General features: G+C 71.9%; 19 protein-coding genes and 2 pseudogenes. 11 read left to right on the top strand and 10 right to left on the bottom strand.

Annotated features, from left to right (window positions below):
• Positions 1 to 8: 8 nt before the first annotated feature.
• From BBK82_RS32835 to BBK82_RS32820, 4 genes are all read right to left on the bottom strand, one after another.
• Positions 9 to 926 carry a UDP-glucuronic acid decarboxylase family protein gene (locus BBK82_RS32835; RefSeq protein ID WP_065918454.1) on the bottom strand — a complete coding sequence of 306 codons (918 nt, stop codon included), beginning with the start codon at positions 924 to 926 and terminating at the stop codon, positions 9 to 11.
• Complete coding sequence (locus BBK82_RS32830; protein WP_065918453.1) at positions 916 to 2052, bottom strand: zinc-dependent alcohol dehydrogenase; 1137 nt, start codon at positions 2050 to 2052, stop codon at positions 916 to 918. Before BBK82_RS32830 ends, BBK82_RS32835 begins: the two co-directional genes overlap by 11 nt.
• Positions 2053 to 2284: 232 nt before the next feature.
• Complete coding sequence (locus BBK82_RS32825; protein WP_065918452.1) at positions 2285 to 4573, bottom strand: GH92 family glycosyl hydrolase; 2289 nt, start codon at positions 4571 to 4573, stop codon at positions 2285 to 2287.
• 33 nt (positions 4574 to 4606) lie between these two features.
• On the bottom strand, positions 4607 to 5203 hold the full coding sequence (locus tag BBK82_RS32820; RefSeq protein WP_065918451.1) for a hypothetical protein: 597 nt from the start codon (positions 5201 to 5203) through the stop codon (positions 4607 to 4609).
• A gap of 106 nt (positions 5204 to 5309) precedes the next feature.
• Between BBK82_RS32820 and BBK82_RS32815 the strand changes: the two genes are divergently transcribed.
• Positions 5310 to 6755, top strand: a complete 1446-nt coding sequence (locus BBK82_RS32815; protein WP_154697636.1) for a hypothetical protein — start codon at positions 5310 to 5312, stop codon at positions 6753 to 6755.
• Here the strand turns inward: BBK82_RS32815 and BBK82_RS32810 are convergent.
• Together BBK82_RS32810 and fusA are read right to left on the bottom strand one after the other, a co-directional pair.
• Positions 6748 to 7524, bottom strand: coding sequence for an endonuclease/exonuclease/phosphatase family protein (locus BBK82_RS32810; RefSeq protein WP_237047698.1), 777 nt, complete (start codon positions 7522 to 7524; stop codon positions 6748 to 6750). The two genes, BBK82_RS32815 and BBK82_RS32810, sit on opposite strands and share 8 nt — an antisense overlap.
• Positions 7525 to 7576: 52 nt before the next feature.
• Entirely contained in the window at positions 7577 to 9535 is a 1959-nt protein-coding gene (fusA, locus tag BBK82_RS32805; protein WP_065918448.1) for an elongation factor G, read from the bottom strand.
• A gap of 327 nt (positions 9536 to 9862) precedes the next feature.
• Between fusA and xylA the strand changes: the two genes are divergently transcribed.
• The 3 genes and pseudogenes from xylA to BBK82_RS32790 all read left to right on the top strand — a co-directional run bounded on the left by xylA (position 9863) and on the right by BBK82_RS32790 (position 13565).
• Positions 9863 to 11005: a xylose isomerase gene (xylA, locus tag BBK82_RS32800; RefSeq protein ID WP_154697635.1), complete on the top strand. Its 1143-nt coding sequence runs from the start codon at positions 9863 to 9865 to the stop codon at positions 11003 to 11005.
• A 1-nt stretch (position 11006) separates the two neighbouring features.
• Positions 11007 to 12394 (top strand): annotated as a pseudogene (xylB, locus tag BBK82_RS32795) (xylulokinase).
• Between the two features lie 34 nt (positions 12395 to 12428).
• The gene (locus BBK82_RS32790) at positions 12429 to 13565 is read left to right on the top strand and encodes an ROK family protein (protein WP_065918446.1); all 1137 of its coding nucleotides are present in this window, start codon (positions 12429 to 12431) and stop codon (positions 13563 to 13565) included.
• Here BBK82_RS32790 and BBK82_RS32785 read toward each other — a convergent pair.
• Positions 13522 to 13872, bottom strand: coding sequence for a DUF6223 family protein (locus BBK82_RS32785; RefSeq protein WP_335617993.1), 351 nt, complete (start codon positions 13870 to 13872; stop codon positions 13522 to 13524). The genes BBK82_RS32790 and BBK82_RS32785 overlap by 44 nt on opposite strands.
• A 104-nt stretch (positions 13873 to 13976) precedes the next feature.
• Here BBK82_RS32785 and BBK82_RS32780 point away from each other — a divergent pair, with 104 nt between their 5' ends.
• Entirely contained in the window at positions 13977 to 15053 is a 1077-nt protein-coding gene (locus BBK82_RS32780) for a sensor histidine kinase (RefSeq protein WP_065918445.1), read from the top strand.
• Entirely contained in the window at positions 15050 to 15721 is a 672-nt protein-coding gene (locus BBK82_RS32775) for a response regulator (RefSeq protein WP_065918444.1), read from the top strand. Before BBK82_RS32780 ends, BBK82_RS32775 begins: the two co-directional genes overlap by 4 nt.
• A 7-nt stretch (positions 15722 to 15728) precedes the next feature.
• Here the strand turns inward: BBK82_RS32775 and BBK82_RS32770 are convergent, their stop codons facing one another.
• Both BBK82_RS32770 and ligA read right to left on the bottom strand, forming a co-directional pair.
• A complete protein-coding gene (locus BBK82_RS32770) occupies positions 15729 to 16943 on the bottom strand; it encodes a pyridoxal phosphate-dependent aminotransferase (RefSeq protein WP_065918443.1) in 1215 nt (404 codons plus the stop codon).
• A gap of 60 nt (positions 16944 to 17003) precedes the next feature.
• Positions 17004 to 18995: an NAD-dependent DNA ligase LigA gene (ligA, locus tag BBK82_RS32765; RefSeq protein ID WP_065918442.1), complete on the bottom strand. Its 1992-nt coding sequence runs from the start codon at positions 18993 to 18995 to the stop codon at positions 17004 to 17006.
• Positions 18996 to 19107: 112 nt separating this feature from the next.
• On the opposite strand from ligA, the gene BBK82_RS50785 reads away from it, so the two are divergent.
• Positions 19108 to 19278 carry a hypothetical protein gene (locus BBK82_RS50785; protein WP_154697634.1) on the top strand — a complete coding sequence of 57 codons (171 nt, stop codon included), beginning with the start codon at positions 19108 to 19110 and terminating at the stop codon, positions 19276 to 19278.
• A gap of 215 nt (positions 19279 to 19493) precedes the next feature.
• Complete coding sequence (locus tag BBK82_RS50780) at positions 19494 to 19664, top strand: hypothetical protein (RefSeq protein ID WP_154697633.1); 171 nt, start codon at positions 19494 to 19496, stop codon at positions 19662 to 19664.
• Here BBK82_RS50780 and BBK82_RS32760 read toward each other — a convergent pair.
• The gene (locus tag BBK82_RS32760) at positions 19661 to 19891 is read right to left on the bottom strand and encodes a hypothetical protein (protein ID WP_065918441.1); all 231 of its coding nucleotides are present in this window, start codon (positions 19889 to 19891) and stop codon (positions 19661 to 19663) included. The two genes, BBK82_RS50780 and BBK82_RS32760, sit on opposite strands and share 4 nt — an antisense overlap.
• 117 nt (positions 19892 to 20008) lie before the next feature.
• Between BBK82_RS32760 and BBK82_RS32755 the strand changes: the two genes are divergently transcribed.
• The 3 genes and pseudogenes from BBK82_RS32755 to BBK82_RS56420 form a co-directional block, all read left to right on the top strand.
• Positions 20009 to 21019, top strand: coding sequence for a pyridoxal-phosphate dependent enzyme (locus BBK82_RS32755; protein WP_065918440.1), 1011 nt, complete (start codon positions 20009 to 20011; stop codon positions 21017 to 21019).
• Entirely contained in the window at positions 21016 to 22137 is a 1122-nt protein-coding gene (locus tag BBK82_RS32750) for an ArgE/DapE family deacylase (protein WP_065918439.1), read from the top strand. The genes BBK82_RS32755 and BBK82_RS32750 overlap by 4 nt, the downstream gene beginning before the upstream one ends.
• A gap of 69 nt (positions 22138 to 22206) precedes the next feature.
• Positions 22207 to 23442 (top strand): annotated as a pseudogene (locus BBK82_RS56420) (helix-turn-helix domain-containing protein); the annotation flags it as partial.
• Positions 23443 to 23555 lie beyond the last annotated feature (113 nt).

Genomic DNA, 23555 nt, shown 5'->3' with positions numbered 1-23555 from the left:
ATGAGCGGCTACCCGGCGAAGTGCCTTGCAAACGACCGCAGGCCCTCTTCCAGCGGCACCTTCGGCTGCCAGCCGAGGACCTGCCGCGCCAGCGCGATGTCCGGACGACGGCGGCGCGGGTCGTCGGTCATCGCCTCGACGTGGCGGATCCCCGACGTGCTGCCGGTGACCTCGATCGTCTTGTGGGCGACGTCCAGCACCGTCACCTCGGCCGGGTTGCCGAGGTTGATCGGACCCGCCTGGTCGGTGCGGGCCATGGCGAGCAGCCCGCGCACCAGGTCGGAGACGTAGCACAGCGACCGGGTCTGCCTGCCGTCCCCGTGCACGGTCAGCGGTTCACCCGCCAGTGCCTGCCGCAGGAACGTGGGGATCATCCTGCCGTCGGTCGCGCGCATCCGCGGGCCGTAGGTGTTGAAGATCCGCACGATGCCCGCGTTCACGCCGTGTTCCTGCCGGAACGCCATCGTCATCGCCTCACCGAACCGCTTGGCCTCGTCGTAGACGCTGCGCGGTCCGATCGGGTTGACGTGGCCCCAGTAGGACTCCCGCTGCGGATGCTCCAACGGGTCGCCGTAGACCTCGCTCGTGGACGCCACGACGACGCGGGCGTCCTTGCGGCGGGCCAGTTCCAGCGCGTGGTAGGTGCCGAAACCACCGGTCCGCAACGTGTCCACCGGCATCCGCAGGTAGTCCACGGGCGACGCCGGGCACGCGAGGTGCAGCACCAGGTCGACCGGCCCGAGCAGGTCGAGCGGCCGCGACACGTCCGCGGTGACCACGCCGACGCCCTCGGGCACGTTCGCGCGCGAGCCGGTGCGGAAGTCGTCCACGCACACGACCTGCGCGCCCTCGTTCAGCAGCGCTTCGCAGACGTGCGAGCCGAGGAAGCCCGCTCCGCCCGTCACGACCACCCGTTCAGGCGACATCGAGGACCGTCTTCAGCCAGCCGTCTTCGCGCAGGTCGAACGACCTGTACGCGTCGATCGCGGCCGTCGGCTTCTCGTGCTTGGTGATGAACGCGGTGGGGTCGACGACCCCGGACACCACGAGGTCGAGCAGCCGCGGCAGGTAGCGGCGGTGGTTGCAGTTGCCCATCCGCAGCGTGAGGTTCTTGTTCATCGCCTCGCCGATCGGGAACTGCTCGAACCCCGGCGGGTACACGCCGATGATCCCGATCGTGCCGGCCTTCGCAACCATCTCGACGGCCCACTTCAGCGCGAGCTCCGGCGCGTCACCCGGCTTCCACTGCTCACCGGTCCGCTCACCTCCCGGCTTCTCGGCGTCGACACCGACCGCCTCGATCACCCGGTCGGGACCGATGCCCCCGGTCAGCTCCTTCACCACCTCGGCGGGGTCTTCCTCGTTGAAGTTGACCGTCTCGGCGTTCTGCTCCCGCGCCTTGAGCAGCCGGGACTCGATGCCGTCGACCACGATCACGCGGCCGGCGCCCTGCCGTTTCGCCGACGCGACCGCGAACTGGCCGACCACACCCGCCCCGAGCACCAGCACGGTGTCACCGGAGCCGACCTCGGCCAGCCGGGCGCCGAACCACGCCGTGGGGAAGATGTCGGACAGCAGGATCGCCTGGTCGTCGCTCACCGCGTCCGGCACTCGGACCAACGACGTGGTCGCGTGCGGGATCCGCGCGTACTCGGCCTGCAGGCCGTTGACCGGTCCGGTCATCTTCGGGCCGCCGAAGAAGCAGGTGCCGGCTTCCGGTCCGTTCGGGTTGGCCGTGTCGCACTGCGCGTAGTACCCGGCACGGCAGTAGGAGCACGTCCCGCACCCGATCGTGGAGGTCACCACGACCCGGTCACCGGGCGTGAAGCCGCGTACCTGAGGGCCGACCTCCTCGACGACGCCGACCGCCTCGTGGCCGAGGACCGTGCCCTCGACCATGTCCGGCATGGTGCCGCGGACCATGTGCAGGTCGGTGCCGCAGATCGCGCTGCGGGTGATCCGGATGACCGCGTCCGTCGGTTCCTGGATGCCCGGATCGTCCACATCGTCCAGCCTGATGTCACCCACTCCGTGCCACACAACAGCCTTCATCAGCCCTCCTCGTTTCCTGGCTGATTCCCGCAGAAGTGCTCCGCAAACACCGCTGGGCGCCCGTCTTCGCACCGGACGGGGCCGGGTACCGCTGCTCGGGTGAACCGCACCGCGTCATGGTGGTCGGCAGACGAGCCGGCAGGCGTCGAGGTGATCTGAAAGCGTTTTCATCGGCAGGTCTCCACCACCGGCTCGCCGCCAGGATGCGTGGTTGCGATGAATCGGCCTGGGTTCAGCGGGCTGTTACCACCAGCACGCCACCGCGCTGCACGAACGACTCCGGCAACCACGGCTGCTCGGCCCTGCGCCCGTTCCACCGCACGCTGTCGACGTAGACCTTCGACGACTGCGGCGCCAGCACCGTGATCCCGCGCGAGGCGATGCGCGCCTTGGGGAACATCGGGTTGGCGAGGTGCAGTTCGGCGCTGCTCGGCGTGCGCGGGTACAGGCCGAGCGCGGCGAAGACGTACCAGGCGGACATGGTGCCGAGGTCGTCGTTGCCGGGCAGGCCGGACGGGCCGGTGCGGTAGACGAGGGAGGCCATGGCGCGCACGGTTTCCTGCGTCTTGTCGGGGCGGCCGAACTCGTTGAACAGCCACGGGGTGTGGATGCCGGGCTCGTTGGTCGGGTCGTAGCGCAGCGGGTCGCCGCCGGTGGCCCAGGAGCCGTCGGGGCGGTGGAAGAACGAGTCGAGGCGGGTCACCGCGGTCTCGTTGCCGCCCATCGCGGTGGCCAGGCCGGCGGCGTCGTGCGGGACCATCCACGTGTAGGTGGCGCTGGTGCCCTGGGCGAAGCCGAGGTCGGAGGCCGGGTTGAACGGCGTCACCCACGAGCCGTCGGCGCGGCGAGCCTGCTGGTGGCCGGTGACCGGGTTGAACGTGTTGCGCCACCAGCCGGCGCGGGCGCGCAGGTCGGCGGACGGGCGGCCGAGGCGGTCGGCGAGGTCGGCCAGCGCCTGGTCGGCGACGGCGTCCTCCAGGGTCTCCGCGGCGCCGCCCCAGCAGTGGCAGGTGTCCTGCGGGGCGTAGCCGAGGCGCAGGTACTCGGCGAGGTTCGGGCGCTGGCCCTCGCACTGGCCGGGGCAGCCCTTGTCGGACAGGCCGTCCGGGTGCGGGACGGTGGCCTGGCGCAGCAACGAGTCGTAGGCGCCGCGGACGTCGAAGTTGCGAGCACCCATGGCGTACATGCCGGCCACGGCGGGAGCGGACGGGTCGCCGGTCATCACGTGGGTGGGGCCGTTGACGTGCACCCAGCGGTCCCAGACGCCGCCGTTCTGACGGGCGAGGTTCAGCAACGACTGGGCGTAGTCGCCGGCGACGCGGGGTTCCAGCAACGCGAGCAGTTGGGTGTGGGCGCGGTACTGGTCCCAGCCGGAGAAGTTGCCGTACTGGGCGCGCTGGCCGGGGGCGAGGCGGTGCACCCGGCGGTCGCTGCCGAGGTAGGTGCCGTCGACGTCGCTGGTCACGTTCGGCTGCAGGAACGCGTGGTAGAGCGCGGTGTAGAAGACCGTGCGCTGGTCGGCGGTGCCGCCGTCGACCTCGACCGCGCGGAGCTGCTTCGCCCACGTCTTCCGCGCGTCCTGCGCCACCGACTCGACGGTGTCGCGCTTCGAGATCTCGGCCTTCAGGTTGCGCTGGGCGGCTTCGAGGCTGGTGTAGGAGATGCCGACGCGCATCCGCACGTGGGTGTCCGCAAAGGACACATAGCCGCCGGAACCCTTGCCCGCGCGGGCGTTGCCGGTCAGGTAGCCCTCACCGCCGGTCGCGGTGGTGGCACCCGGCTTGAGCGAGTCGTTCACCCACGTGCCGAAGCCGCTGAACGCCTGGTCGAACGACGCCGTGAAGTACAGGCGGTAGTACGACTTCTGGTTGTTCGTGCCGCCGTTCGCCCGCCGGCCGCAGAACGCGCCGGTGAGCACCGAACCAGAAACGGTCTTCGTGGCCGGGTCGATGGTGACCTCGGCGTCCTCGCTGCCGTTCAACGAGTTCGAGACGCGGAACAGCAGCGAAGCCGGTTGCCCGGCGGGGAAGCCGAACTCGCCGATGCCCGCGCGGGTCGTCACCGAGAGGTCGGCAGAAGCACCGGACTTCAGGCCCACCCGGTAACGGCCGGGCTCGGCGACCTCGTCGGCGTGGGAGAAGTCGCTCGCGAAGACCTGGTCCTTGGTGTCCGCGGTCGGCGACGAGGTGATCGCGCCGACGTGCGGCATGATCGGCACGTCACCGGCCGCGCCGGGGTGGCAGCCCGCGCCGTTGACGTGGGTGAGGCTGAAGCCCCGCACCCGCGTGGCGTCGTAGGCGTACCCGTTGGCGGCACCGGTGTTGGTCTGGTCGCCGCGGGTCGAGGTCGGGCTCCAGGAGATCATCCCGAACGGCCGGACCGCGCCCGGATAGGTGTTGCCGCCACCCGCCGAGCCGATCAGCGGGTCGACCGAGCGGGTGTCGTCCCGCACCGCCGCACTGGCCGGGGAGACCAGCGCGGCGGCGAGGACGGTGACCAGGGTGATCGAGAGCGCTCTCACGTGCCGGGAAGGTACCCGGTCACGACAACGCTGTCAGTAAACGCAGGGTGGCCGGTAACCGTCCACCTTCAGGCCCTTGAACACCAGGTCGTTCGGCGTCTTCCCGACGAACACCAGGCCACGGGCGTCGTCCAACGCCTCGGACAGCGGGTACGCCGGTGCACCCAGCTCCGCCAAAGTTGTCCACTTGTCAGGGTGGAAGCTGAAGAACCGCGACACGACCTTGCCGCGGGTGGACGGGATCTTGGTGACCCACTTGGCGCCGCCGCTCCAGTCCGACGCCGGCCGCAGCTGGACGTACAGGTCGTCGGTGGCGCTGTAGGTCATCAGGAACCCGCGCGAACGTGACAGGTCCGCCTGGGCCTCGAACTGGTTGCCGAGCCAGAGCACCATGACGTGCCACTCGGGGTTGAGGAACTTGATCTTCGCCGCGTACCGGTGGCGGCCCTCGGGAACGAGGATGCTGCCGGTCGCGGGCTCGGTCGTGCCCTCGCCGCTGGCCAGCCACTGCTGGTAGCGGTCGATGGACGGGGTGGCGCACTCGTGGCCGGCCGGAGCGGCCGCCGCCGTCGCTCCGGAGCCGAGCGAGACCGCCACGAGAGCGGACGCGATCAGTGTTTTCAAGCGCATGACAGGCAACCTAATGGTTCAGACCACTCCTCCGCCGAACTGAGACGAGCTCCGGACCCGGAAGGCGGATTGTGAGGACGCCTCACCACGGCGCACAGTGTGCGGCGTGCGACCTGCCAGATGGCTTGCATTCATAAGCGTCGTAACGACTTCCCTGCTCCACCTGACCGTTCCCGCCGCCTCCGCCCAGGAGTGCCCGGTCACCGTCGGCGCCTTCCCGTCGGCGGCGGAGCTGCGGGCGTTGAACGCGAAGGTGGCCGGCTTCGGCGTGCGGTCGACCGGGAGCCCGCAGCACCGGCGGTTGATCGACTGGCTGGAGCGCATGGTCGACCGTCTGCCCGGCGTCTCCGTGCGGTCCGAGGGGTTCACCATCCAGCGCTGGCGGCCCGGCCCCGGCCTGTTGCTCGGGCCCGGTGCCGTCCCGGTGGCGAGCGCGATCCCCTACTCCGCACCCGGTCTGCGGTCGGGTGAGCTCGTGCGGCTGCCCGCCGGTGTGCCGATCACCGCCGACAACGCGCGCGGCAAGGTGGTGCTGCGCGACTTCCCCGCCGTCGACCGCGGCTACTTCGCGGAACCGCTGCTGCACCAGGACATGGTGGACGCGGGCAACGCCGGCGCCGCGGGGGTCGTGGTGGCGTTCCCGTTCCCGCACGAGCAGGTCAAGGGCTACTGGGACCCGCATCTGGGCACGCACTACCGCGTTCCCGGCGTGTTCGTCGGCTCGGACGCGGCGGTGGAGCTGCAGGTCGGCACCCGGACGACGATCGGTGTGCTGGCCGCGCGCGACCGGGCGACGACGCGGTCGCTGATCGCGACGCTGCCGGGGACGAGCAGCGAGCGGGTCGTGCTCGACACCAACACCGACGGCGTCGGCTGGGTGCAGGAGAACGGGACCGTGGGCCTGCTCGCGTTGGCCGAGTACTTCGCGGAGCTGCCCCTGCGGTGCCGGACCCGGACGATCGAGTTCGTGTTCGCCACCGGGCATTTGCACCGCGCGGCGGAGGGCAGCGAGTTCCGGGCACGGGCGTTGGACGCCGAGTACGACTCCGGATCGGTGGCGTACGCGTTCGTGCTCGAACATCTGGGAACACGGGAGTTCCTGCCGGTCGACGGCCGGTTGCGGCCGACAGGGGCCGGCGAGTTCTCCGCGTGGTTCGCGGGCAGTCCGGCGCTGGCCGGGGCGGCGCTGACGGCGTTGACCGCGCGCGGGGTCGACCGGACCTTCGTGTTGGCTGGCAACGATCCTCCGGTGCCGGACCGGGCGCCGCCGCAGTGCTCGTTCGGCGGGATCGGCACGCACTTCCACTCGCACCTGGTCCCGACGATGGCGATGATCTCCGGGCCGTGGACGCTGTGGGCGCCGGCGTTCGGGGCGCGGGCCGTCGACCACGACCGGATGCGGCGCCAGGTCCTGGCCGCGGGAGACGCGGTGCTGGCGCTGGGAACCGTTCCCCGCGAGCAGATCGCGGGCCCGTACCCCGCACTGCGGCAGGCCCGTGCGAGCGGTGCGGCGACCTGCTCGCACGACCTGCCGCCGGAGGAGGTCAGGTGATCCGGACCAGCGCCTGCACCGGGAGGTGGTCGGACGGGTACTGGCTGCCCTCGACGTAGGTGTTGATCGCGGCGGCCTCGGTGGTGGCGCCGCGGGTCATGATCCAGTCGATCCGCGGGCCGTCCGGCACGGGCGACTGGTAGCCGTGGAACGTGCCGAACGCGGGCGTGAGCCGGTGGCCGTTCCAGGTGTCCGCCAGCCCGAGGATCTTGTAGGCGGGCGAGCCGGCGGCGTCGTTGAAGTCGCCGGTGAGCACGACCGGCAGGGTCTGGGCGTTGACCTGGTCGCGGATCAGCTCGGCGCTGCGCAGCCTGGCGTTCTCCGACTCGTGGTCGAAGTGGGTGTTCACGGTGATGAACTGGGCACCGGTGCGCTTGTCGGCGAACCGGACCCAGGTGACGATCCGGATGACGTTGTTGCCCCAGGTCCGCGAGCCGATCACGTTCGGGGTGGCCGAGAGCCAGTGGTGGTCGAACGCGAGCGGCTCCAGCCGGTCGGTGTCGAAGAAGATCGCGACGAACTCGTCGTGGCTGCCGCCGGCGCGGCCGACGCCGATCCAGTCGTAGCGGTCGGGAAGGTCGAGTGCGACGTCCTTGACCTGCCCGTACAGACCCTCCTGGGTGCCGAGGACGGTCGGCAGCTCCTCGTTGAGCAACCGCGCCATCACGGGGCGTCTGGTCGCCCAGGAGTTCGGTTCGGCGTTCGAGGCGAAGCGCAGGTTGAACGACATGACGTGCAGCCGGTCGTGCGGAGCCGGTCCGATCAACATTTGATCGAGCATAGGCCCGCCCGCGCTGGTGCGCGGGCGGGCCCGTCTCGTGCTATGCGGGCGCGTAGCCGGTGGGACGGCTGGTGAACGTGCCGCGGCCCTGCGTCCGGCTGCGCAACCTCGTCACGTAGCCGAACATCTCCGCCAGCGGCACGCTCGCCGTCACCACCGCCATGCCGGCCCTGGTGGTGGAACCGAGGATCCGGCCCCGCCGCGCCGACAGGTCACCGAACACACCTCCGGCGAACTTCTCCGGCACGGTGACCGTCACCTCGGCGACCGGTTCGAGCTTGGTCATGACGCCGAGCCTGAGCGCGTCGCGGAGACCGAGGCGGCCCGCCGTGCGGAAGGCCATCTCGCTGGAGTCCTTGACGTGCGTGGACCCGTCGGTGAGCGTCACCCGCACGCCGGTGACCGGGAAGCCGAGCGGGCCCTCCTGCAGGGCGTCGCGGCAGCCCTGTTCGACCGCCTTGACGAACTCCTGCGGCACCCGCCCGCCGGTGACCGCCGAGCGGAACTCGAAGGCCTCCGCCGGTTCGGTGTCGATCACGATGTGGGCGAACTGTCCCGCACCTCCGTCCTGCTTCACGTGCCGGTACACGAACCCGGTGACGCCCTGGGCGACCGTCTCGCGGTAGGCCACCTTCGGCCGTCCCATCGTGATCTCGATGCGGTGGTTCTGCCGTGCCTTCTCCACCGCGACCTCCAGGTGCAGCTCGCCGAGCCCGGAGAGCAGCAGCTGGCCGGTCTCCCGGTCGGTGGCGACCTTCAGCGACGGGTCCTCCTCGGTGAGGCAGGCCAGTGCCCGGGTCAGCCGCTCGGTGTCCGCGGCGGTCCTGGGTTCGACCGCCACCGACACGACCGGGTCCTGCGTGACCGGTTCTTCGAGCAGCAGCGGGGCGTCCGGCGCGCACAGGGTCGCCCCGGTGCGCGTGTCCTTCAGTCCCACCACGGCCACGATGTCACCGGCGGTCGCGGTGTCGATCGGCGTGTGCCGGTCGGCCTGCACCCGCAGGATGCGTGCGACGCGTTCGGTCCTGCCGTTCGCCAGCACCGTGTCTCCCTTGTGGAGGGTGCCGGAGTACACGCGGACATACGTGAGCCTGCCCGTCGAGGTCGAGTTCACCTTGAACGCCAACGCCGCGAACGGTTCGCTCGGATCCGCCCGTCGTTGCTGCCCGTCGACGCTCTCCACCGGGCGTTTGTCCACAGGGGACGGCAGGTACGCGACCACCGCGTCCAGCAACGGTTCGATGCCGCGGTTCTTGTACGCGCTGCCGCACAGCACGACCGTCGCCTTGTTCGCGTGGGTCAGGTCGCGCAGGGCGTTCCTGAGCGTCTCGTCGGTGAGCTCGTTCTTCGTGCAGAACTCCTCCAGTGCGCCCGCGTGGAGCTCGGCGACCTTCTCCTCCAACCTGCGCCGGTGGTCGTGTGCTTCCGGTGGGACCTGGACCTCCTCGCGTCCGCCGTCCCACACGTAGGCGCGCATGGCGACCAGGTCGACCACGCCGCGGAAGCCGTCCTCCTGCCCGATCGGCAGCTGGACGGCGAGCGGTGTGGTGCCGAGCCGGGTCCTGATGGACTCGACGGCGGCGTCGAGGTGCGCGCCCGCCCGGTCCAGCTTGTTGACGAACGCGATCCGCGGCACGCCGTACCGGTCCGCCTGCCGCCACACCGACTCGCTCTGCGGCTCCACCCCGGCCACGCCGTCGAACGTCACGACCGCACCGTCGAGCACCCGCAACGCCCGTTCGACCTCGTCCGCGAAGTCGACGTGGCCGGGGGTGTCGATGAGGTTGATCCGGTGGTCGTCCCAGGTGCAGCTCACGGCCGCGGCGAAGATCGTGATGCCGCGGTCGCGCTCCTGCGGGTCGAAGTCGGTGACGGTGGTGCCGTCGTGGACCTCGCCGCGCTTGTAGGTCGTGCCGGTGGCGAAGAGCACGCGTTCGGTGAGGGTGGTCTTGCCGGCGTCGACGTGGGCGAGGATGCCGATGTTGCGGATGGCGCGCATGGCGCGGTGCCTTTCGGGTGGTCTCGGTCGTGCGGACGGCGCGATGCGGCCGGCGAGAGCCCAGGGCAGCACCGAACGTCAGGTGCCGCGGAGGTGGGTCGTCGCGTGGTTACCGGTGCCCGGCGCGCAGCGGGCGGCCGGAGTCCGAAGACACGAGGATCACGTCAAAGCGGGGAGCGGTGCGGATGCGCACGGCCGTACTCCCCTCGCTCGGTGATGGTGGTCAGGAGCGTAGATCGTCTCGTGTGGACGGGGAACCGAATATTGCGATCACGGCTCCGGCGTCGTACTGTCCGCACTAAGTTCAAGCATTGAACGAAAGGGTGGATCATGAGCACGCCCACTCCGGCGGACAAGTTCTCCTTCGGCCTGTGGACCATCGGCTGGTCGGGCCGCGACCCGTTCGGCGAGGCCACGCGACCGGCGTTGGACGTGGTCGAGGCCGTGCACAAGCTGGCCGAGCACGGTGCATGGGGCATGTCGTTCCACGACGACGACCTCTTCGACTCCACCAACCGCGACCAGCAGGTCGGCCGGCTGCAGACGGCGCTGAAGGAGACCGGGCTGACCATCCCGATGGTCACCACCAACCTCTTCAGCCACCCCGTCTTCAAGGACGGCGGCTTCACCAGCAACGACCGGTCGGTGCGCCGGTACGCGCTGCAGAAGGTCCTGCGCAACGTCGAGCTGGCGGCCGAGCTGGGCGCGCAGACCTACGTGCTGTGGGGCGGCCGCGAGGGTTCCGAGTACGACACCGCGAAGGACGTGCGGGCGGCGCTGGACCGGTACCGCGAGGGGCTGAACCTGCTGACGCAGTTCGTCACCGACCGCGGCTACGACATCCGGTTCGCGATCGAGCCCAAGCCGAACGAGCCGCGCGGCGACATCCTGCTGCCGACGATCGGGCACGCGCTGGCGTTCATCACCTCGCTGGACCGCCCCGACCTGGTCGGCCTCAACCCCGAGGTCGGGCACGAGCAGATGGCGGGCCTGAACTTCGTGCACGGCATCGCGCAGGCGTTGTGGCACGGCAAGCTGTTCCACATCGACCTCAACGGGCAGCGCAGCATCAAGTACGACCAGGACCTGGTGTTCGGCCACGGCGACCTGATGAACGCGTTCGCGCTGGTCGACCTGCTGGAGACGGCGGGCTACGAGGGGCCGCGGCACTTCGACTACAAGCCGTCGCGCACCGAGGACTTCACCGGCGTGTGGGACTCGGTCAAGGCGAACATGCAGACCTACCTGCTGCTCAAGGAGCGGGCGGCCGCGTTCCGGGCCGACCCCGAGGTGCAGGAGGCGCTGGTCACGGCCGGTGTCGCCGACCTCGCGCAGCCGACCCTGACCGACGGCGAGGGCTACGACGACCTGCTCGCCGAGTCGTTCGACCCGGACCAGCTGGCGCAGCGCGGCTACGGGTTCGTGCGGCTCAACCAGCTCGCGCTCGAGCACCTCGCCGGGGCGCGCTGACATGACGCTCGTGGCCGGGGTCGACTCGTCGACGCAGTCGTGCAAGGTCGTGGTCAGGGACGCGGACACCGGGCGCCTCGTGCGTGAGGGCAGGGCCGCGCACCCGGACGGCACGTCGGTGCACCCGTCGCACTGGTGGCGGGCGTACTCCGACGCGGTCGCCCAGGCCGGCGGGCTCGACGACGTGGCAGCCGTGAGCGTCGCGGGCCAGCAGCACGGCATGGTGTGCCTCGACGAGGACGGCGAGGTCGTCCGGGACGCCCTGCTGTGGAACGACACCAGGTCCGCGGCGGCCGCCGCGGACCTGACCGCCGAGCTGGGTGCGCAGGAGTGGGCGGAGCGGATCGGCCTGGTGCCGGTGGCGTCGTTCACGATCACCAAGCTCCGCTGGCTCGCCCAGCACGAACCGGACAACGCCAAGCGCACCGCCGCCGTCTGCCTGCCGCACGACTGGCTGACGTGGCGGCTGCGCGGCAGCCAGGACCTCGCCGAGCTGGTGACCGACCGTTCCGACGCCTCGGGCACCGGCTACTTCGACTCGGTCACGAACGCCTACGTGCCCGACCTGGTCGCGCTGGCGCTGGGCCGGTCGGACGTCCGGCTCCCCCGCGTGCTGGGCCCGTCCGAGTCCGTTCCGGCCGGTGAGCTGCTCGTGGGCGCGGGTGCCGGTGACAACGCGGCCGCCATGCTCGGTGTGGCCGCGGGCAACGATGTCGTCGTGTCGCTTGGGACGTCCGGTGTGGTGACGGCGACGAGCGAGGTTCGCGCCTCGGACCCGTCCGGCATCGTCGCGGGCTTCGCCGACGCGACCGGTCGCTACCTGCCGCTGGCGTGCACGCTGAACGCCGCCCGCGTGCTGGACGCGACCGCCCGCATGCTGGGCGTGGACCTGGAGCGGCTCAGTGCGCTCGCCCTGTCCGCGCCCGCGGGTGCGGAGGGTCTGGTGCTGGTGCCGTACCTGGAGGGTGAGCGGACGCCGAACCTCCCGGACGCGACCGGCGCCCTGCACGGGTTGACCCTGTCGAACGCCACCCCGGCGAACATCGCGCGGGCGGCGGTCGAGGGGATGCTCTGCGGTCTCGCGGTCGGCCTCGACGCGCTGGCGTCGCAGGGCGCGGACGTGACGGGCGTGCGACTCGTGGGCGGTGCGGCGGCGTCCGCGGCCGTGCGGGAGATCGCGCCGACGGTGTTCGGGGTGCCGGTGACCGTGCCTTCGCCGGGTGAGTACGTGGCGGACGGTGCGGCACGGCAGGCGGCCTGGTGCTGGCCGGGGGTGCGGAGCCGCCGTCGTGGTCGCCGGGCGAGGCCGCGCGGGTGTACCGGGCGGACGCGGTGGCGGGCGTTCGGGAGCGGTACGCCGAGGCCGCGCGGAAGTACCTGAGCCGATGACGGCGGTCGTGGGCGCACAGCGATACTTGAGCCGATGACCACCGTCGACCACCTGCGCCAGGTCCGCCTCGGCAACCTGCGCACCGTCCTGCTCGCACTGGTCGACAAACCCGGTTCGCGGGCGGACCTCGCCGCCCGCACCGGGCTCACCAAGGCCACGCTGTCCAACCTCACCGAGCCGTTGCTCGCCAACGGCGTTCTCGTCGAGGAACCCGCCACGCTGACCGGCGTCGGCCGTCCGTCGAAGCCGCTGCGCTTCCACCCGGCCGGTCCGGTGGCCATCGGGGTCGAGGTCAACGTCGAGCACCTCGCCGTCGAGACCCTCGGGCTCGACGGCGAGACCGTGCACCGGCGGCGCATCCCCGCCGACCACCGGGCGGCGACGGCCGACGAGGTGCTCGACCGGGTCGTCGCGCTGGTCCGGCAGTCCACCGAGGACCGCGCGGTGCTCGGCGTCGGGCTCGCCGTGCCGGGTGTGGTGTACGACGGCACCGTCGTCAGGGCGCCCAACCTGCCCAACCTGGTGGGTGAGAACCTCGCGCAGGACCTCAGCGGGCGGCTCGGCCTCGACGTCGAGCTGGAGAACGAGGCCAACCTCGCCGCCCTCGCCCACCTGTGGCCGCGGCACCTGGCGGGCGAGGACTTCGTGCACGTGTCCGCCGACGTCGGCATCGGCGCGGGCGTGGTGCTGGGCGGCGAGGTCTACCGCGGGGTCAGCGGGTTCGCCGGCGAGCTGGGCCACGTCGTCATCGAGCGCGACGGCGTGCGGTGCACGTGTGGCAGCCGTGGGTGCGTGGAGCGTTATGCGGGGCTCGACGTCATGCTCAGCGCGGCGAAGAAGAAGACCCTCGACGAGCTCACGACCGCCCTGCAGACCGATGAACGCGCACGGAAAGCGGTCCACGAGGCCGGCCGTGCGCTCGGGGTGGGGCTGGCGACGTTGATGAACCTCTTCGACGTGCCGACCGTGGTGCTCGGCGGCAGCTACGCCGTGCTGCACGAGCACCTGAGCGCCGCGATCCGGTCCGAGATGGACACCCGCGTGCTGGCGGGCGGGGAACGGCACACCCGGCTGCTGGCCTCACCGCTCGGCGAGTTCGCGGTCGTGCGCGGCGCGGCGGGCATGGTCACCCGGCGGACGGTCCAGCAGCCCGCACGCCTCTACGCCTGAGCAGGCCCACGAGCACCGCGGCCAACCCCACCACCAACGCCACGTAGCCGCCGACGATGCCGTAGCCGGTACCGGGACCGCCTTTGGCGAACACCACCACGAGCGCGCCGATCACCGCACCTGCCGCACCTACGCCAACAGCTGTCAGTGCGAAACGGCGCGCAACGAGCGCGAGCACCACACCGGCCAAACCGAGCACACCGCCCACGAGTGACCACATCCGTCCCGCGGTCATCTCAGCTATCTGTGCCAACACCATGTCTGCCTCCTTCAGCGAGAGATCGAGCATGGCCGCGAGAACCACCACGAGTCGTCGTGCGCACACAGACACCCGGCTACTACGCCCGCAGTAGTGCGGAAGTCCTCCTGCTGAAGGATTTACCAGCGCGAACCGCCGGTTAGGGTGCACCCATGAGCAGGTGGACGGACTGGGCGATCGCGACCGGCGTAGCCACGAGCCTCGTGATCGCCGGTGCCGCGCAGGCCGCCACACCGCTCGGGTACGCGTTCCTCGCCGCGAGCGGACTCGCCCTCGCCGCCCGCCGCAGCCACCCGCGTGCCGTCCTCGCCGCCACCGGCCTCACCGCGCTCGGCTACCAGGCCACCGGGCTCGACGTGCCGGTGATCGCGTTCCTGTTCGCCGTCTACGCCACCATGCGCGCGGGCCACCACGTCGTCACGGTGGCCGGTTCGGTGCTGATGCTCGCCGCACTCCCCCTCGCCGTCCTGCTGTCCCCGCGCGCCCCCTCCACCGCCGAGGCGTTCACGCAAAGCCGTGACGTGCTGCAGATCGCCTGGCTGATCGCGGCCGCCGCGGCGGGCGAAGCGTTGCGGCAGGCCGAGAAACGCGCCGACGAGGCCGAACGCACCCGCGAGGAGACCGCCCTGCGCCGGGCGAACGAGGAACGCCTGCACATCGCCCGCGAACTGCACGACTCGCTCACCCACCAGATCTCGGTGATCAAGCTGCACGCCGAGGTCGCCGTCCACCTCGCCCGCAAGCGCGAGGAGGACGTCCCGGACGCCCTTCTCGCCATCCGCGACGCCAGCCGCGAGGCGACCAGGGAGCTCCGCGCCACCCTCGAAGCGCTCAGGGACGACACCGAGCACCACGGCCTGCACGACGTCCCCGACCTCGTGCACCGCGCGCGCAGCACCGGCCTCGACGCCCAGCTGACGATCGAGGGCCACCACGACGACCTCCCGGCAGCAGTCGACCGGACCGCGTACCGGATCGTGCAGGAGTCCCTCACCAACATCACCCGCCACGCCCACGCCGCCACCGCCCGCATCCACATCGACCACCGCCAGGACGCGCTCGTCATCCGGGTCGACGACGACGGCACCGCCCCGCCGACCGGCACCCCCGGCGTCGGCATCCGGGGCATGCGCGAACGGGTCACCGCGCTGGGCGGCCACCTCGACGCCGCCCCGCGCACCGGCGGCGGCTTCTGCGTCCAGGCCGAGCTCCCGGTGGTGCACCCGTGATCCGCGTCCTGCTCGCCGACGACCAAGCCCTGATCCGCAGCGCCTTCCGCGCGCTGCTGCAGGCCGAGGACGACATCGAGGTCGTCGCCGAAGCCGCCGACGGCGCCGAGTGCGTCGCCCAGGCCCGCACCCACCTGCCGGACATCGCACTCGTGGACGTCCAGATGCCCGAGGTCGACGGCATCGAGGCCACCCGCCGCATCGCCGCCGACCCGTCGCTGGCACAGGTGCACGTCGTCATCCTCACCAACTACGGTCTCGACGAGTACGTGTTCGAGGCACTGCGAGCAGGCGCGGCCGGCTTCCTCGTCAAGGACGTGCACCCGGAGGACTTCCTGCACGCGGTCCGCGTCGCCGCCCGCGGCGACGCCCTGCTCGCACCGTCCATCACCCGCAGGCTCATCGACCGGTACGTGAGCCAGCCCCGGCTCGGCTCCCACGGCCTGCCCGACCTCACCACCCGCGAGCAGGAGGCCGTCGTGCTGGTCGCGCAGGGCCTGTCGAACGACGAGATCGCCGCGCGCATGGTGATCAGCCCGCTCACCGCGAAGACCCACGTCAACCGCGCCATGACGAAGCTGCACGCCCGCGACCGCGCCCAGCTCGTGGTCATCGCCTACGAGTCCGGCCTCGTCACGCCTCGCGAGAACGCCGGCGACACCCGCTGATCGTTTCTCACAGCGCGGCGAGCGCGGTCCTGAGCTGGTCGAGGCTCGCCGCGATCCACGGCAGCCGCACCGGATCGGCACTGCGCAACGCCTCCCACCGCTCGTCCACAGTGGACCCGTAGAGCAGGCTCGTGGCGACGCGGAACCGCAGTGCCGCCGGGTCGTCACCGAAGTGCTCCCCAGCCAGGACACCGATGTCGTGCTCGTCGAGCAACCTCCCGGACAGCTCGACCCCGGTCTTCTCCGCCAACCCCAGCGGTTCCAGGTCCGGGTAGAGGTAGAACCCCGCCTCCGGCGCACGGCACCGCGCTCCGGCCGCCGTGAAGATCTCGTGGGTCGCCCGCAACACCGCGGCGTGCAGGCGGCGGCTCGCGCCGAGGTGGTCGCGGACCTCCTGCGGCTCGTCGAGCACGTGGGCGGCCGCCGCCTGCATCGGCGCGGCGAGGCTGGACCAGACCGCGCCGGCGATGCCGGTGACGTCCTGGCGCAGCCCGGCGTCGGCGATGCGCGCGAAGCCGATCCGCCAGCCGCCCAGGGCCATGCTCTTGCTCGGTCCGCCGGTCACGACCGTGCGCTCCGGCAGGAACCTCGCCGGACTGACGTGCCGGGCCGGGTCGAAGGTGAGATCGCGGTAGATCTCGTCGGACAGGATGGTGAGCCCGTGCCGGTCGGCCAGCTCGCAGACGCGGTGCACCAGGTCGGCGCTCCCGCAGGTGCCGGTGGGGTTGTCCGGGAGGGTGACGACGAGCACCCGCGGGTCGGCTCCGCTCGCACGGGCTTCACGCAGCGCCGGTTCGAGCAGGTCCGGGTCCGGCACGCCACCGGACTGCACGGGTACCGGCACGCCGATCACCCGCTTGCCGGCGAGTTGTGCTTGCGCGGCATAGGAAACCCACGACGGCACGGGCAGCACGACATCGCCGGGCAGCGCGGTGAGCACGGCGTAGAGCAACGGCTTGCTGCCGGGTGCGAACACGATCTGGCCGGGGTCGGTGGGCAGGTCGCGCCGGGTCAGGTATCCGGCGGCTGCTTCGCGGGCGCGCTGGGAGCCGGCGACGGGCCCGTAGCCGTTCTCAGCGGCGGCCGCGGTGAGTGCGTCGGCGACCGCGGGCAGCACGGGCAGGCCCGCCTCGCCGAACCCGAGGTGGAGCACCGGTCGCCCGGCGGCGCGCCGGGCGTTGATCTTCTCGTTGACGGCCAGGGTGGCGGAATGCGGGATCATCACGTCTCCTGCGGCTCGACTGCGGTCCATGGTGCAGGAGCGGACCGCGACCGCGTCACCTCAGGCGATGCCCGCGGCGATCAGCTTCGCCCAGATCTCCCCCTGGTCCACGACCTCGACGCCGAGCTTCTCGGCCTTCGTCAGCTTGCTCGCGCCGACGTCCGCGCCCGTGATGAGCATGTCGGTGCTCGCCGAGACCGAGGAGGCGGCGGTGGCGCCCGCCTTCTCGCACATGCGCTGGAAGGTGGGGCGGGCGACCTTCTCGCCGGAGCGGGGGTCGCTGATGGAGCCGGTGATGACGACCGACTTGCCCTCGAGCGGGGCGCCGGCGGCGACGACGGGCGGGAGGTCCTCGTCGCGGACGTCGAGGTTCACGCCGCGGGCGCGGAGGCGTTCGATCTCGGGGCGCAGGCGGGTGAGGTGCTGGGTGAGGGACTCGGCGACCTTGGCGCCGATGTCGTCGACGGCCACCAGGGCCTCGACGCCCGCGTCGGCGACCTCTTCCAGGGAGCCGAAGCCGGCGCGGCAGAGGCGGGCGGCGGTGCCTTCGGAGGCCATCGGGATGGCGAGGCCGATGAGGGCGCGGCGCAGGCCCACGGCGCGGCTGCGGTCGATGGACTCGATCATGCGGGTCGCGGAGACCTCGCCGACGCGGTCGAACTCCAGCAGGCGTTCCTTGGTGAGGGTGTAGAAGTCGGACGGGTTCACCAGATCGCCGGTCTCGGCGAGGCGCTCGATCCAGACCTGGCCGATGGCGTCGATGTCGGCGGCGGCGCGGGACGACCAGTGGATGAGGCGGCGCACGGTCTGCGCGGGACACGCCGAGTTCGTGCAGAACAGCTCGCGGCTGTTGCCCTGCTCGGTCAGCGGTTGCGCGCACGAGGGGCACTCGGCCGGGGGCACGATCTCGCGCTCCTCGCCGGTGCGCTTCGAGGCGTCGAGCACGCCCGCCACGAACGGGATCACATCGCCCGCGCGGCGGATCAGGACCGTGTCGCCGATCTTGATGTTGCGCGCGCGGATGACCTCCTGGTTCGCCAGGGTCGCGCGGGTGACGGTGGTGCCGCCGACGAACACCGGCTCCAGCCAGGCGACGGGGGCGATCTTGCCGGTCTTGCCGACGTCCCAGACGACGTCGGCGAGCACCGTCGTCTTCTCCTCGGCGGCGAACTTGTAGGCGATCGCACCGCGCGGCGAGCTCGACCGGGTGCCGGCGGCGGCGAACGCGTCGCGGTCGGCCAGGCGCAGCACAGCGCCGTCGAGGTCGTAGTCGAGCGAGTTGCGCTGCTCCTCGATCGACTCGATGACCTTCTGCGCCTCCTCCGCGGCCTTGCAGTGCCGCATCTCGGCCACGCTGAAGCCGAGCTTGCGCAGACCGGCGTCCAAATCGGAGTCCGCGCTCTCCGGCTCGGTCGTGAGGTCGAAGGCGAAGAACTGCATCCGCCTGCCCTCAACGGCCTTGGGGTCCTTGGCGCGCAACGTGCCCGCCGCCGCGTTGCGCGGGTTGATCAACGGCTTGTCCGGGTTCTTCTTGTTGTACGCGTCGAACGTCGAACGCAACATCACGCACTCGCCGCGCACCTCGACCCGCCCCGGCGCGTCCACCCGGTCGGGCACACCGTCGGCCAGCGCCCGCGTCAGGTAGGTGACGTCGTCACCCGTCGTGCCGTCACCCCGCGTGACCGCCCGCGCCAGCCGCCCGTTCTCGTACACCAGCGCCAGCGACAGCCCGTCGAGCTTCGGCATCACCACCACCGGCTGCCCGGGGAACCGCGCGAAGAACGCCTCGACCTGCTCCGGCTTGTTCGCCTTCTCCAACGACAACATCGGCCGCGAATGCCGCACCGGCGCGTGCAGCACCGCGGGCGCGCCGACCGAGTCCAGGGGGTTGTCCGCCGGCGTCAGCTCCGGGTGCTCCGCGAGCAGACCCCGGAACTCGTCCTCCAGCGCGTCGTACTCCGCGTCGGCCACCAACGGCGCGCCCTGGTAGTACGCGTCGCGCAGCTCGAAGAGGCGGGCGGCGAGCTCCTGAATCCGGTCCCCAGCGTTCATGGGTGGGACGTTACCCGGCACCACCGACAAAAACGCCCCGCTCCTGGTCGAGTCCCCCTTGAGGCGTACTTGAGTCCTGTTCGGAGCGTGGTCGGGCCGGTGGAGGGCGAGCGTGGGGCGAAGCCACGGCGCGGTGGAGGCGCGGGCGGCGGAAGGCGCCGCGGCCGTAGGCGGTGGCGGTGCGGCGGTGGCGGTGCGGCGGTGGTGGCGGTGCGGCGGTGGTGGCGGCCGAGCGGCGGTGGCGTGGCGGGCGGGCGCGGCTGCGAGGGCGCGGCGCGGGTGAGCGGCCGCGGTGGCGCGGCGGGGAACACGGCTGCGGCCGGGTAGGCCGGCGGGGTGGGAGGTGGCGTGGCCGTGGCGTGGCAGCGATGCGGCGGGAGACACGGCTGCGTCCGCAGAGGCCGCGGCTGCAACGGCGGCTGCGGAGGTGGCGGCCGCGGTGGCAGCCCGGCAGCGGCACGCGCGGGTGGGAACCGGGTAGCCCGACGGCGGCGGTAGTTGGCGGCGCGGTGGGAGCAGCGGCGGCGGCACGCGGCGGCACGGGACGACGGTGGCGTGGCGCGGTGCGCGTGGTGGCGGTGGTGGCAGCGCGGCGTTGCGCGGCAGCGCGGCGTGCGGCGCGCGGCGTTGCGCGGCAGCGCGGCGTGCGGTGGTGGCGGTGTCGCCTAGTCCCGTGGGCCGCGCAACGTCAGCACCACCCGCAGCACGTGCTCCACGGCAGCCGGGAACACCGCCCCGCGCAGCTCGTCCCGGTGCGCGAGCGTCTGCCCGGCGAACTCCAGCATGCGGTCGGGGCCCACCCGGCGGACCACCAGGGCGGCGACCTCCTCCAGGTCCAGGCCGGGGTGGTCGAGGCGGGTCAGGGCGAACTCGACGATCAGTTCCTCGTCCGACACGGCACACCTCCTCCCCGGCCAGCGCCAGCCTAGTGGAGGAACGATCGGCAAAGCCGACGAGTAAGCGTCGCGAACATGCGCTGGACCGGCGATCGCGGACCAGCCCAGGCTGGAGCGATGATGTGGTTCACGCGACCAGGTGCGCAGCGGTGGCGGTGCTCGCCGGCCCCGCGGGAGGTGCGGGACTTCCACGCGGGCCTTCCGGGGTACGCGCCCACTCCGCTCACGGAGCTGCCGGAGCTCGCCGCCGAGGCCAACATCGGCAGGTTGCTCGTCAAGGACGAGTCGGAGCGGTTGGGGTTGCCGGCGTTCAAGGCGCTCGGGGCGTCGTGGGCGGTGCACCGCGTGCTGCAGCGGCACGCCGGGCCGGCGACGCTCGTGACGGCGACCGACGGCAACTACGGGCGGGCGGTGGCGAGGATGGCGCGGTTGAACGGGCAGCGGGCGCACGTGTTCGTGCCGGAGCACGTGCACCCGGAGGTCAGGGCGGCGATTGCGGCGGAAGGTGCGCGGGTGAGCACCGTGCGGGGGTCGTACGACGATGCCGTCAAGGCTGCTGCCGGCGCTGACGGCGTGCTGGTGCAGGACATGGGGTGGCCCGGTTACGAGGAGGTGCCGGGGTGGATCGTCGAGGGGTACGCGACGCTGTGCGCGGAGGTCGACGAGCAGCTCGGGCAGGCGCCTGACCTGGTTGTCGTGCCGGTCGGGGTGGGGTCGCTGGCGCAGGCGGTGATCACGCACTACCGCAGCTCCACGGCCACGCCCCGGATCCTCGCGGTCGAACCGGAGAACGCCGCCTGCGTGACGGCGAGCCTGCTCAACGGCGCGCCGGTCACCATCGGCACCACCGATACGATCATGGCCGGGTTGAACTGCGGCACGCCGTCCGGCACCGCGTGGCCGTTCCTGCACAACGGCCTGGACGCGGCGATCACCGTCACCGACGAGGAATGTGCCAGGGCCGCAGCGGATCTGCACGCTCACGACGTCCACTCCGGACCGTGCGGGGCCGCGCCGCTCGCCGGGCTCAGGGCGGCTCCACGCGCGGAGCTCGGCCTCGACGAGACCTCCGTGGTCGTCCTGCTCAGCACCGAAGGCCGCACCGCCAACCCGCGAGGAGCAGCGTGAACCCGCGCGACCTGCTGGCCGACCTCGTCGCGATCGACTCGGTCAACCCGGACCTCGTCCCCGGCGGCAACGGTGAGTCCGCCGTCGTCGACTTCTGCACCGGCTGGTTCGCGGCCAACGGCTTCGAGACCCGCCGCCTGGAAGAACGCCCCGGCAGGCCCTCGGTGGTCGCCACGGCGAGGGGCACCGGCGGCGGCAGCAGCCTGATGCTGAACGGCCACGTCGACACGGTCGGCCTCGCGGGCTACGACGGCGACCCGCTCAAGCCGGAGGTCCGCGACGGCAAGATGTTCGGGCGCGGCACGTTCGACATGAAGGGCGGCATCGCGGCCATGATGGTCGCCGCCGCGAGGGCCAAGCAACACCCCCTTCGCGGCGACATCATCGTGGCGTGCGTGGCGGACGAGGAACACGGCAGCACGGGCACCGCGGAGGTCCTCAAGCACTTCCGAGCCGACGCCGCGATCGTCACCGAACCGAGCCACCTCGAAGTCACGCTGGCGCACAAGGGTTTCGTGTGGTTCGAGGTCACGGTCGAAGGGCGCGCCGCCCACGGCTCACGCCCCGATCTCGGCATCGACGCGATCACCAAGGCCGGCCACTTCCTGGTCGCGCTGGAGGAGCTCGGGCACCGCCTCGCCACCGGGCCGCAGCACCCGTTGCTGGGCGGCGGAACCGTGCACGCCTCGATGATCACCGGCGGCGAGGAGGCGTCCACCTACCCGGCGCGGTGCCGGATCACCCTGGAACGCCGCACGGTCCCCGGCGAGACGCCCGACAGCACCACGAAGGAGCTCACGGACATCCTCGACCACCTCACCCGCACTGTGCCCGACTTCCGCTACCGGCTGCACCGCGGCCTCGCCCGCGACCCGTTCGAGGCCGATCCCGACGCGCGCATCGTCCGCACGCTCGTCGACAGCCTCGGCGAGCCGCCGGTCGTCCGCGCGGAACCGTTCTGGACCGACTGCGCCCTGCTCGACCAGGCCGGGATCCCGTGCCTGCTGTTCGGAGTGGACGGTGCGGGCGCGCACGCCGCGACCGAGTACGTCGACCTCGCCTCGCTCGACCGGCTCACCGACGTGCTCACCAGGACGACCACCCGGTTCTGCGGTTGAGATGGCGGAGTGATCCGCGCGTGAGCGGTTCCGGCTACCTTGGCCCCCGACGCGAGAGGGGAAGCGGGGATGCCACGCAGGGAACGTCCGCTCGACGCGGGCGACAGCGCGGTGCTGGGGTTCGCGCGGGAGCTGAGGGCGTTGCGGGAGCGGGCGGGCAGCCCGACCTACCGCGAGCTCAGCGCGCTGACGCACTACTCGGAGGCCGCTCTGTCGCAGGCCGCCGCCGGGCGCAAGCTGCCGACGTTGCAGGTCGCGCTGGCGTACGTGCGGGCGTGCGGTGGCAACGAGAGCGAGTGGGAACGCCGCTGGCAGGAAGCTTCCTCCGCCGAGCAGCCCGCGCAGGACGACACCAAGGCGCCGTACGCGGGCCTGTCTGCGTTCCAGCCGGAGGACGCCGAACGCTTCTTCGGCCGTGACCGGCTCGTCGACCAGCTCGCCGAACGCACCAAGGACCAGCGCGTCGTCGTGGTCGTCGGTGCTTCGGGCGCGGGCAAGTCGTCCCTGCTGCGGGCCGGTCTGCTGCCGCGCCTGGACAACGCCGTGCTGTTCACGCCGGGTGCCCGCCCGCTCGACGAGTACCGGGAGCACGCGACCGAGCACGCCGTCCTCGTCGTCGACCAGTTCGAGGAGGTCTTCACCCTCTGCGACGACCGCGAGACGCGCCGCCGGTTCGTCGAGCAGGTCACCTCGCACCGGGTCGTGCTGGGTGTGCGCGCCGACTTCTACGGCCACTGCACGGACTTCCCGGTGCTGGTCGAGGCGATGGGCGCCGGTCAGGTCACGGTCGGGCCGATGAGCACCGACGAGCTGCGCGCCGCGATCATCCAGCCGGCGCGGCGGATCGGGTACGCCGTCGAGACCGCGCTGGTGGCCGAGCTGGTCGCGAACGGCGTCGACCGGGCAGGTGCGCTGCCGTTGCTGTCGCACGCGCTGCTGGAGACGTGGCACCGCCGCAAGGGCAACACGTTGACGCTGCAGGGCTTCCGCGCGGCCGGTGGGTTCGAGGGCGCGTTGAGCCGGACGGCCGAGTCGGTCTACGCCGAGTTGACCGAACCTCAACGGGAACGCGCGCGGTCGTTGTTCACCCGGCTCACCGCGGTCAGCGACGGCACCGAGGACACCAAGCGCACGCTCGCCCGCGACGAGCTCGACGACGAACCCGACACCGCGCTCGTGCTGGAGGCGTTCACCGCGCACCGGCTGGTCACGCTCGGCCGCGACCGGGTGGAGATCACCCACGAGGCGTTGCTGCGCTGCTGGCCGCGGCTGCGCGAGTGGCTCGCCGCCGACCGCGACGGCCTGCGCGCCCACCGCGACCTCACCGAGTCGGCCGGCGTCTGGGAGTCGCTCGACCGCGATCCCGGCGCTGCGCGGTGCGCGGCTCGCGTCGTTCCGCCCGTGGCTCGACCGGCCGC

The sequence above is a fragment of the Lentzea guizhouensis genome (assembly GCF_001701025.1).
In the GTDB taxonomy this organism is placed as follows: Bacteria; Actinomycetota; Actinomycetes; order Mycobacteriales; family Pseudonocardiaceae; genus Lentzea; species Lentzea guizhouensis.
This window is presented reverse-complemented; position numbering and strand designations above follow the sequence as displayed.

Coding starts and splice junctions, on each gene's coding strand:
- BBK82_RS32755 (WP_065918440.1), top strand. CDS start 20,009: ATGATGTGGTTCACGCGACCAGGTGCGCAGCGGTGGCGGTGCTCGCCG.
- BBK82_RS32790 (WP_065918446.1), top strand. CDS start 12,429: ATGACCACCGTCGACCACCTGCGCCAGGTCCGCCTCGGCAACCTGCGC.
- ligA (WP_065918442.1), bottom strand. CDS start 18,995: ATGAACGCTGGGGACCGGATTCAGGAGCTCGCCGCCCGCCTCTTCGAG.
- BBK82_RS32770 (WP_065918443.1), bottom strand. CDS start 16,943: ATGATCCCGCATTCCGCCACCCTGGCCGTCAACGAGAAGATCAACGCC.
- BBK82_RS32820 (WP_065918451.1), bottom strand. CDS start 5,203: ATGCGCTTGAAAACACTGATCGCGTCCGCTCTCGTGGCGGTCTCGCTC.
- BBK82_RS32810 (WP_237047698.1), bottom strand. CDS start 7,524: ATGTTGATCGGACCGGCTCCGCACGACCGGCTGCACGTCATGTCGTTC.
- fusA (WP_065918448.1), bottom strand. CDS start 9,535: ATGCGCGCCATCCGCAACATCGGCATCCTCGCCCACGTCGACGCCGGC.
- BBK82_RS32835 (WP_065918454.1), bottom strand. CDS start 926: ATGTCGCCTGAACGGGTGGTCGTGACGGGCGGAGCGGGCTTCCTCGGC.
- BBK82_RS32780 (WP_065918445.1), top strand. CDS start 13,977: ATGAGCAGGTGGACGGACTGGGCGATCGCGACCGGCGTAGCCACGAGC.
- BBK82_RS32830 (WP_065918453.1), bottom strand. CDS start 2,052: ATGAAGGCTGTTGTGTGGCACGGAGTGGGTGACATCAGGCTGGACGAT.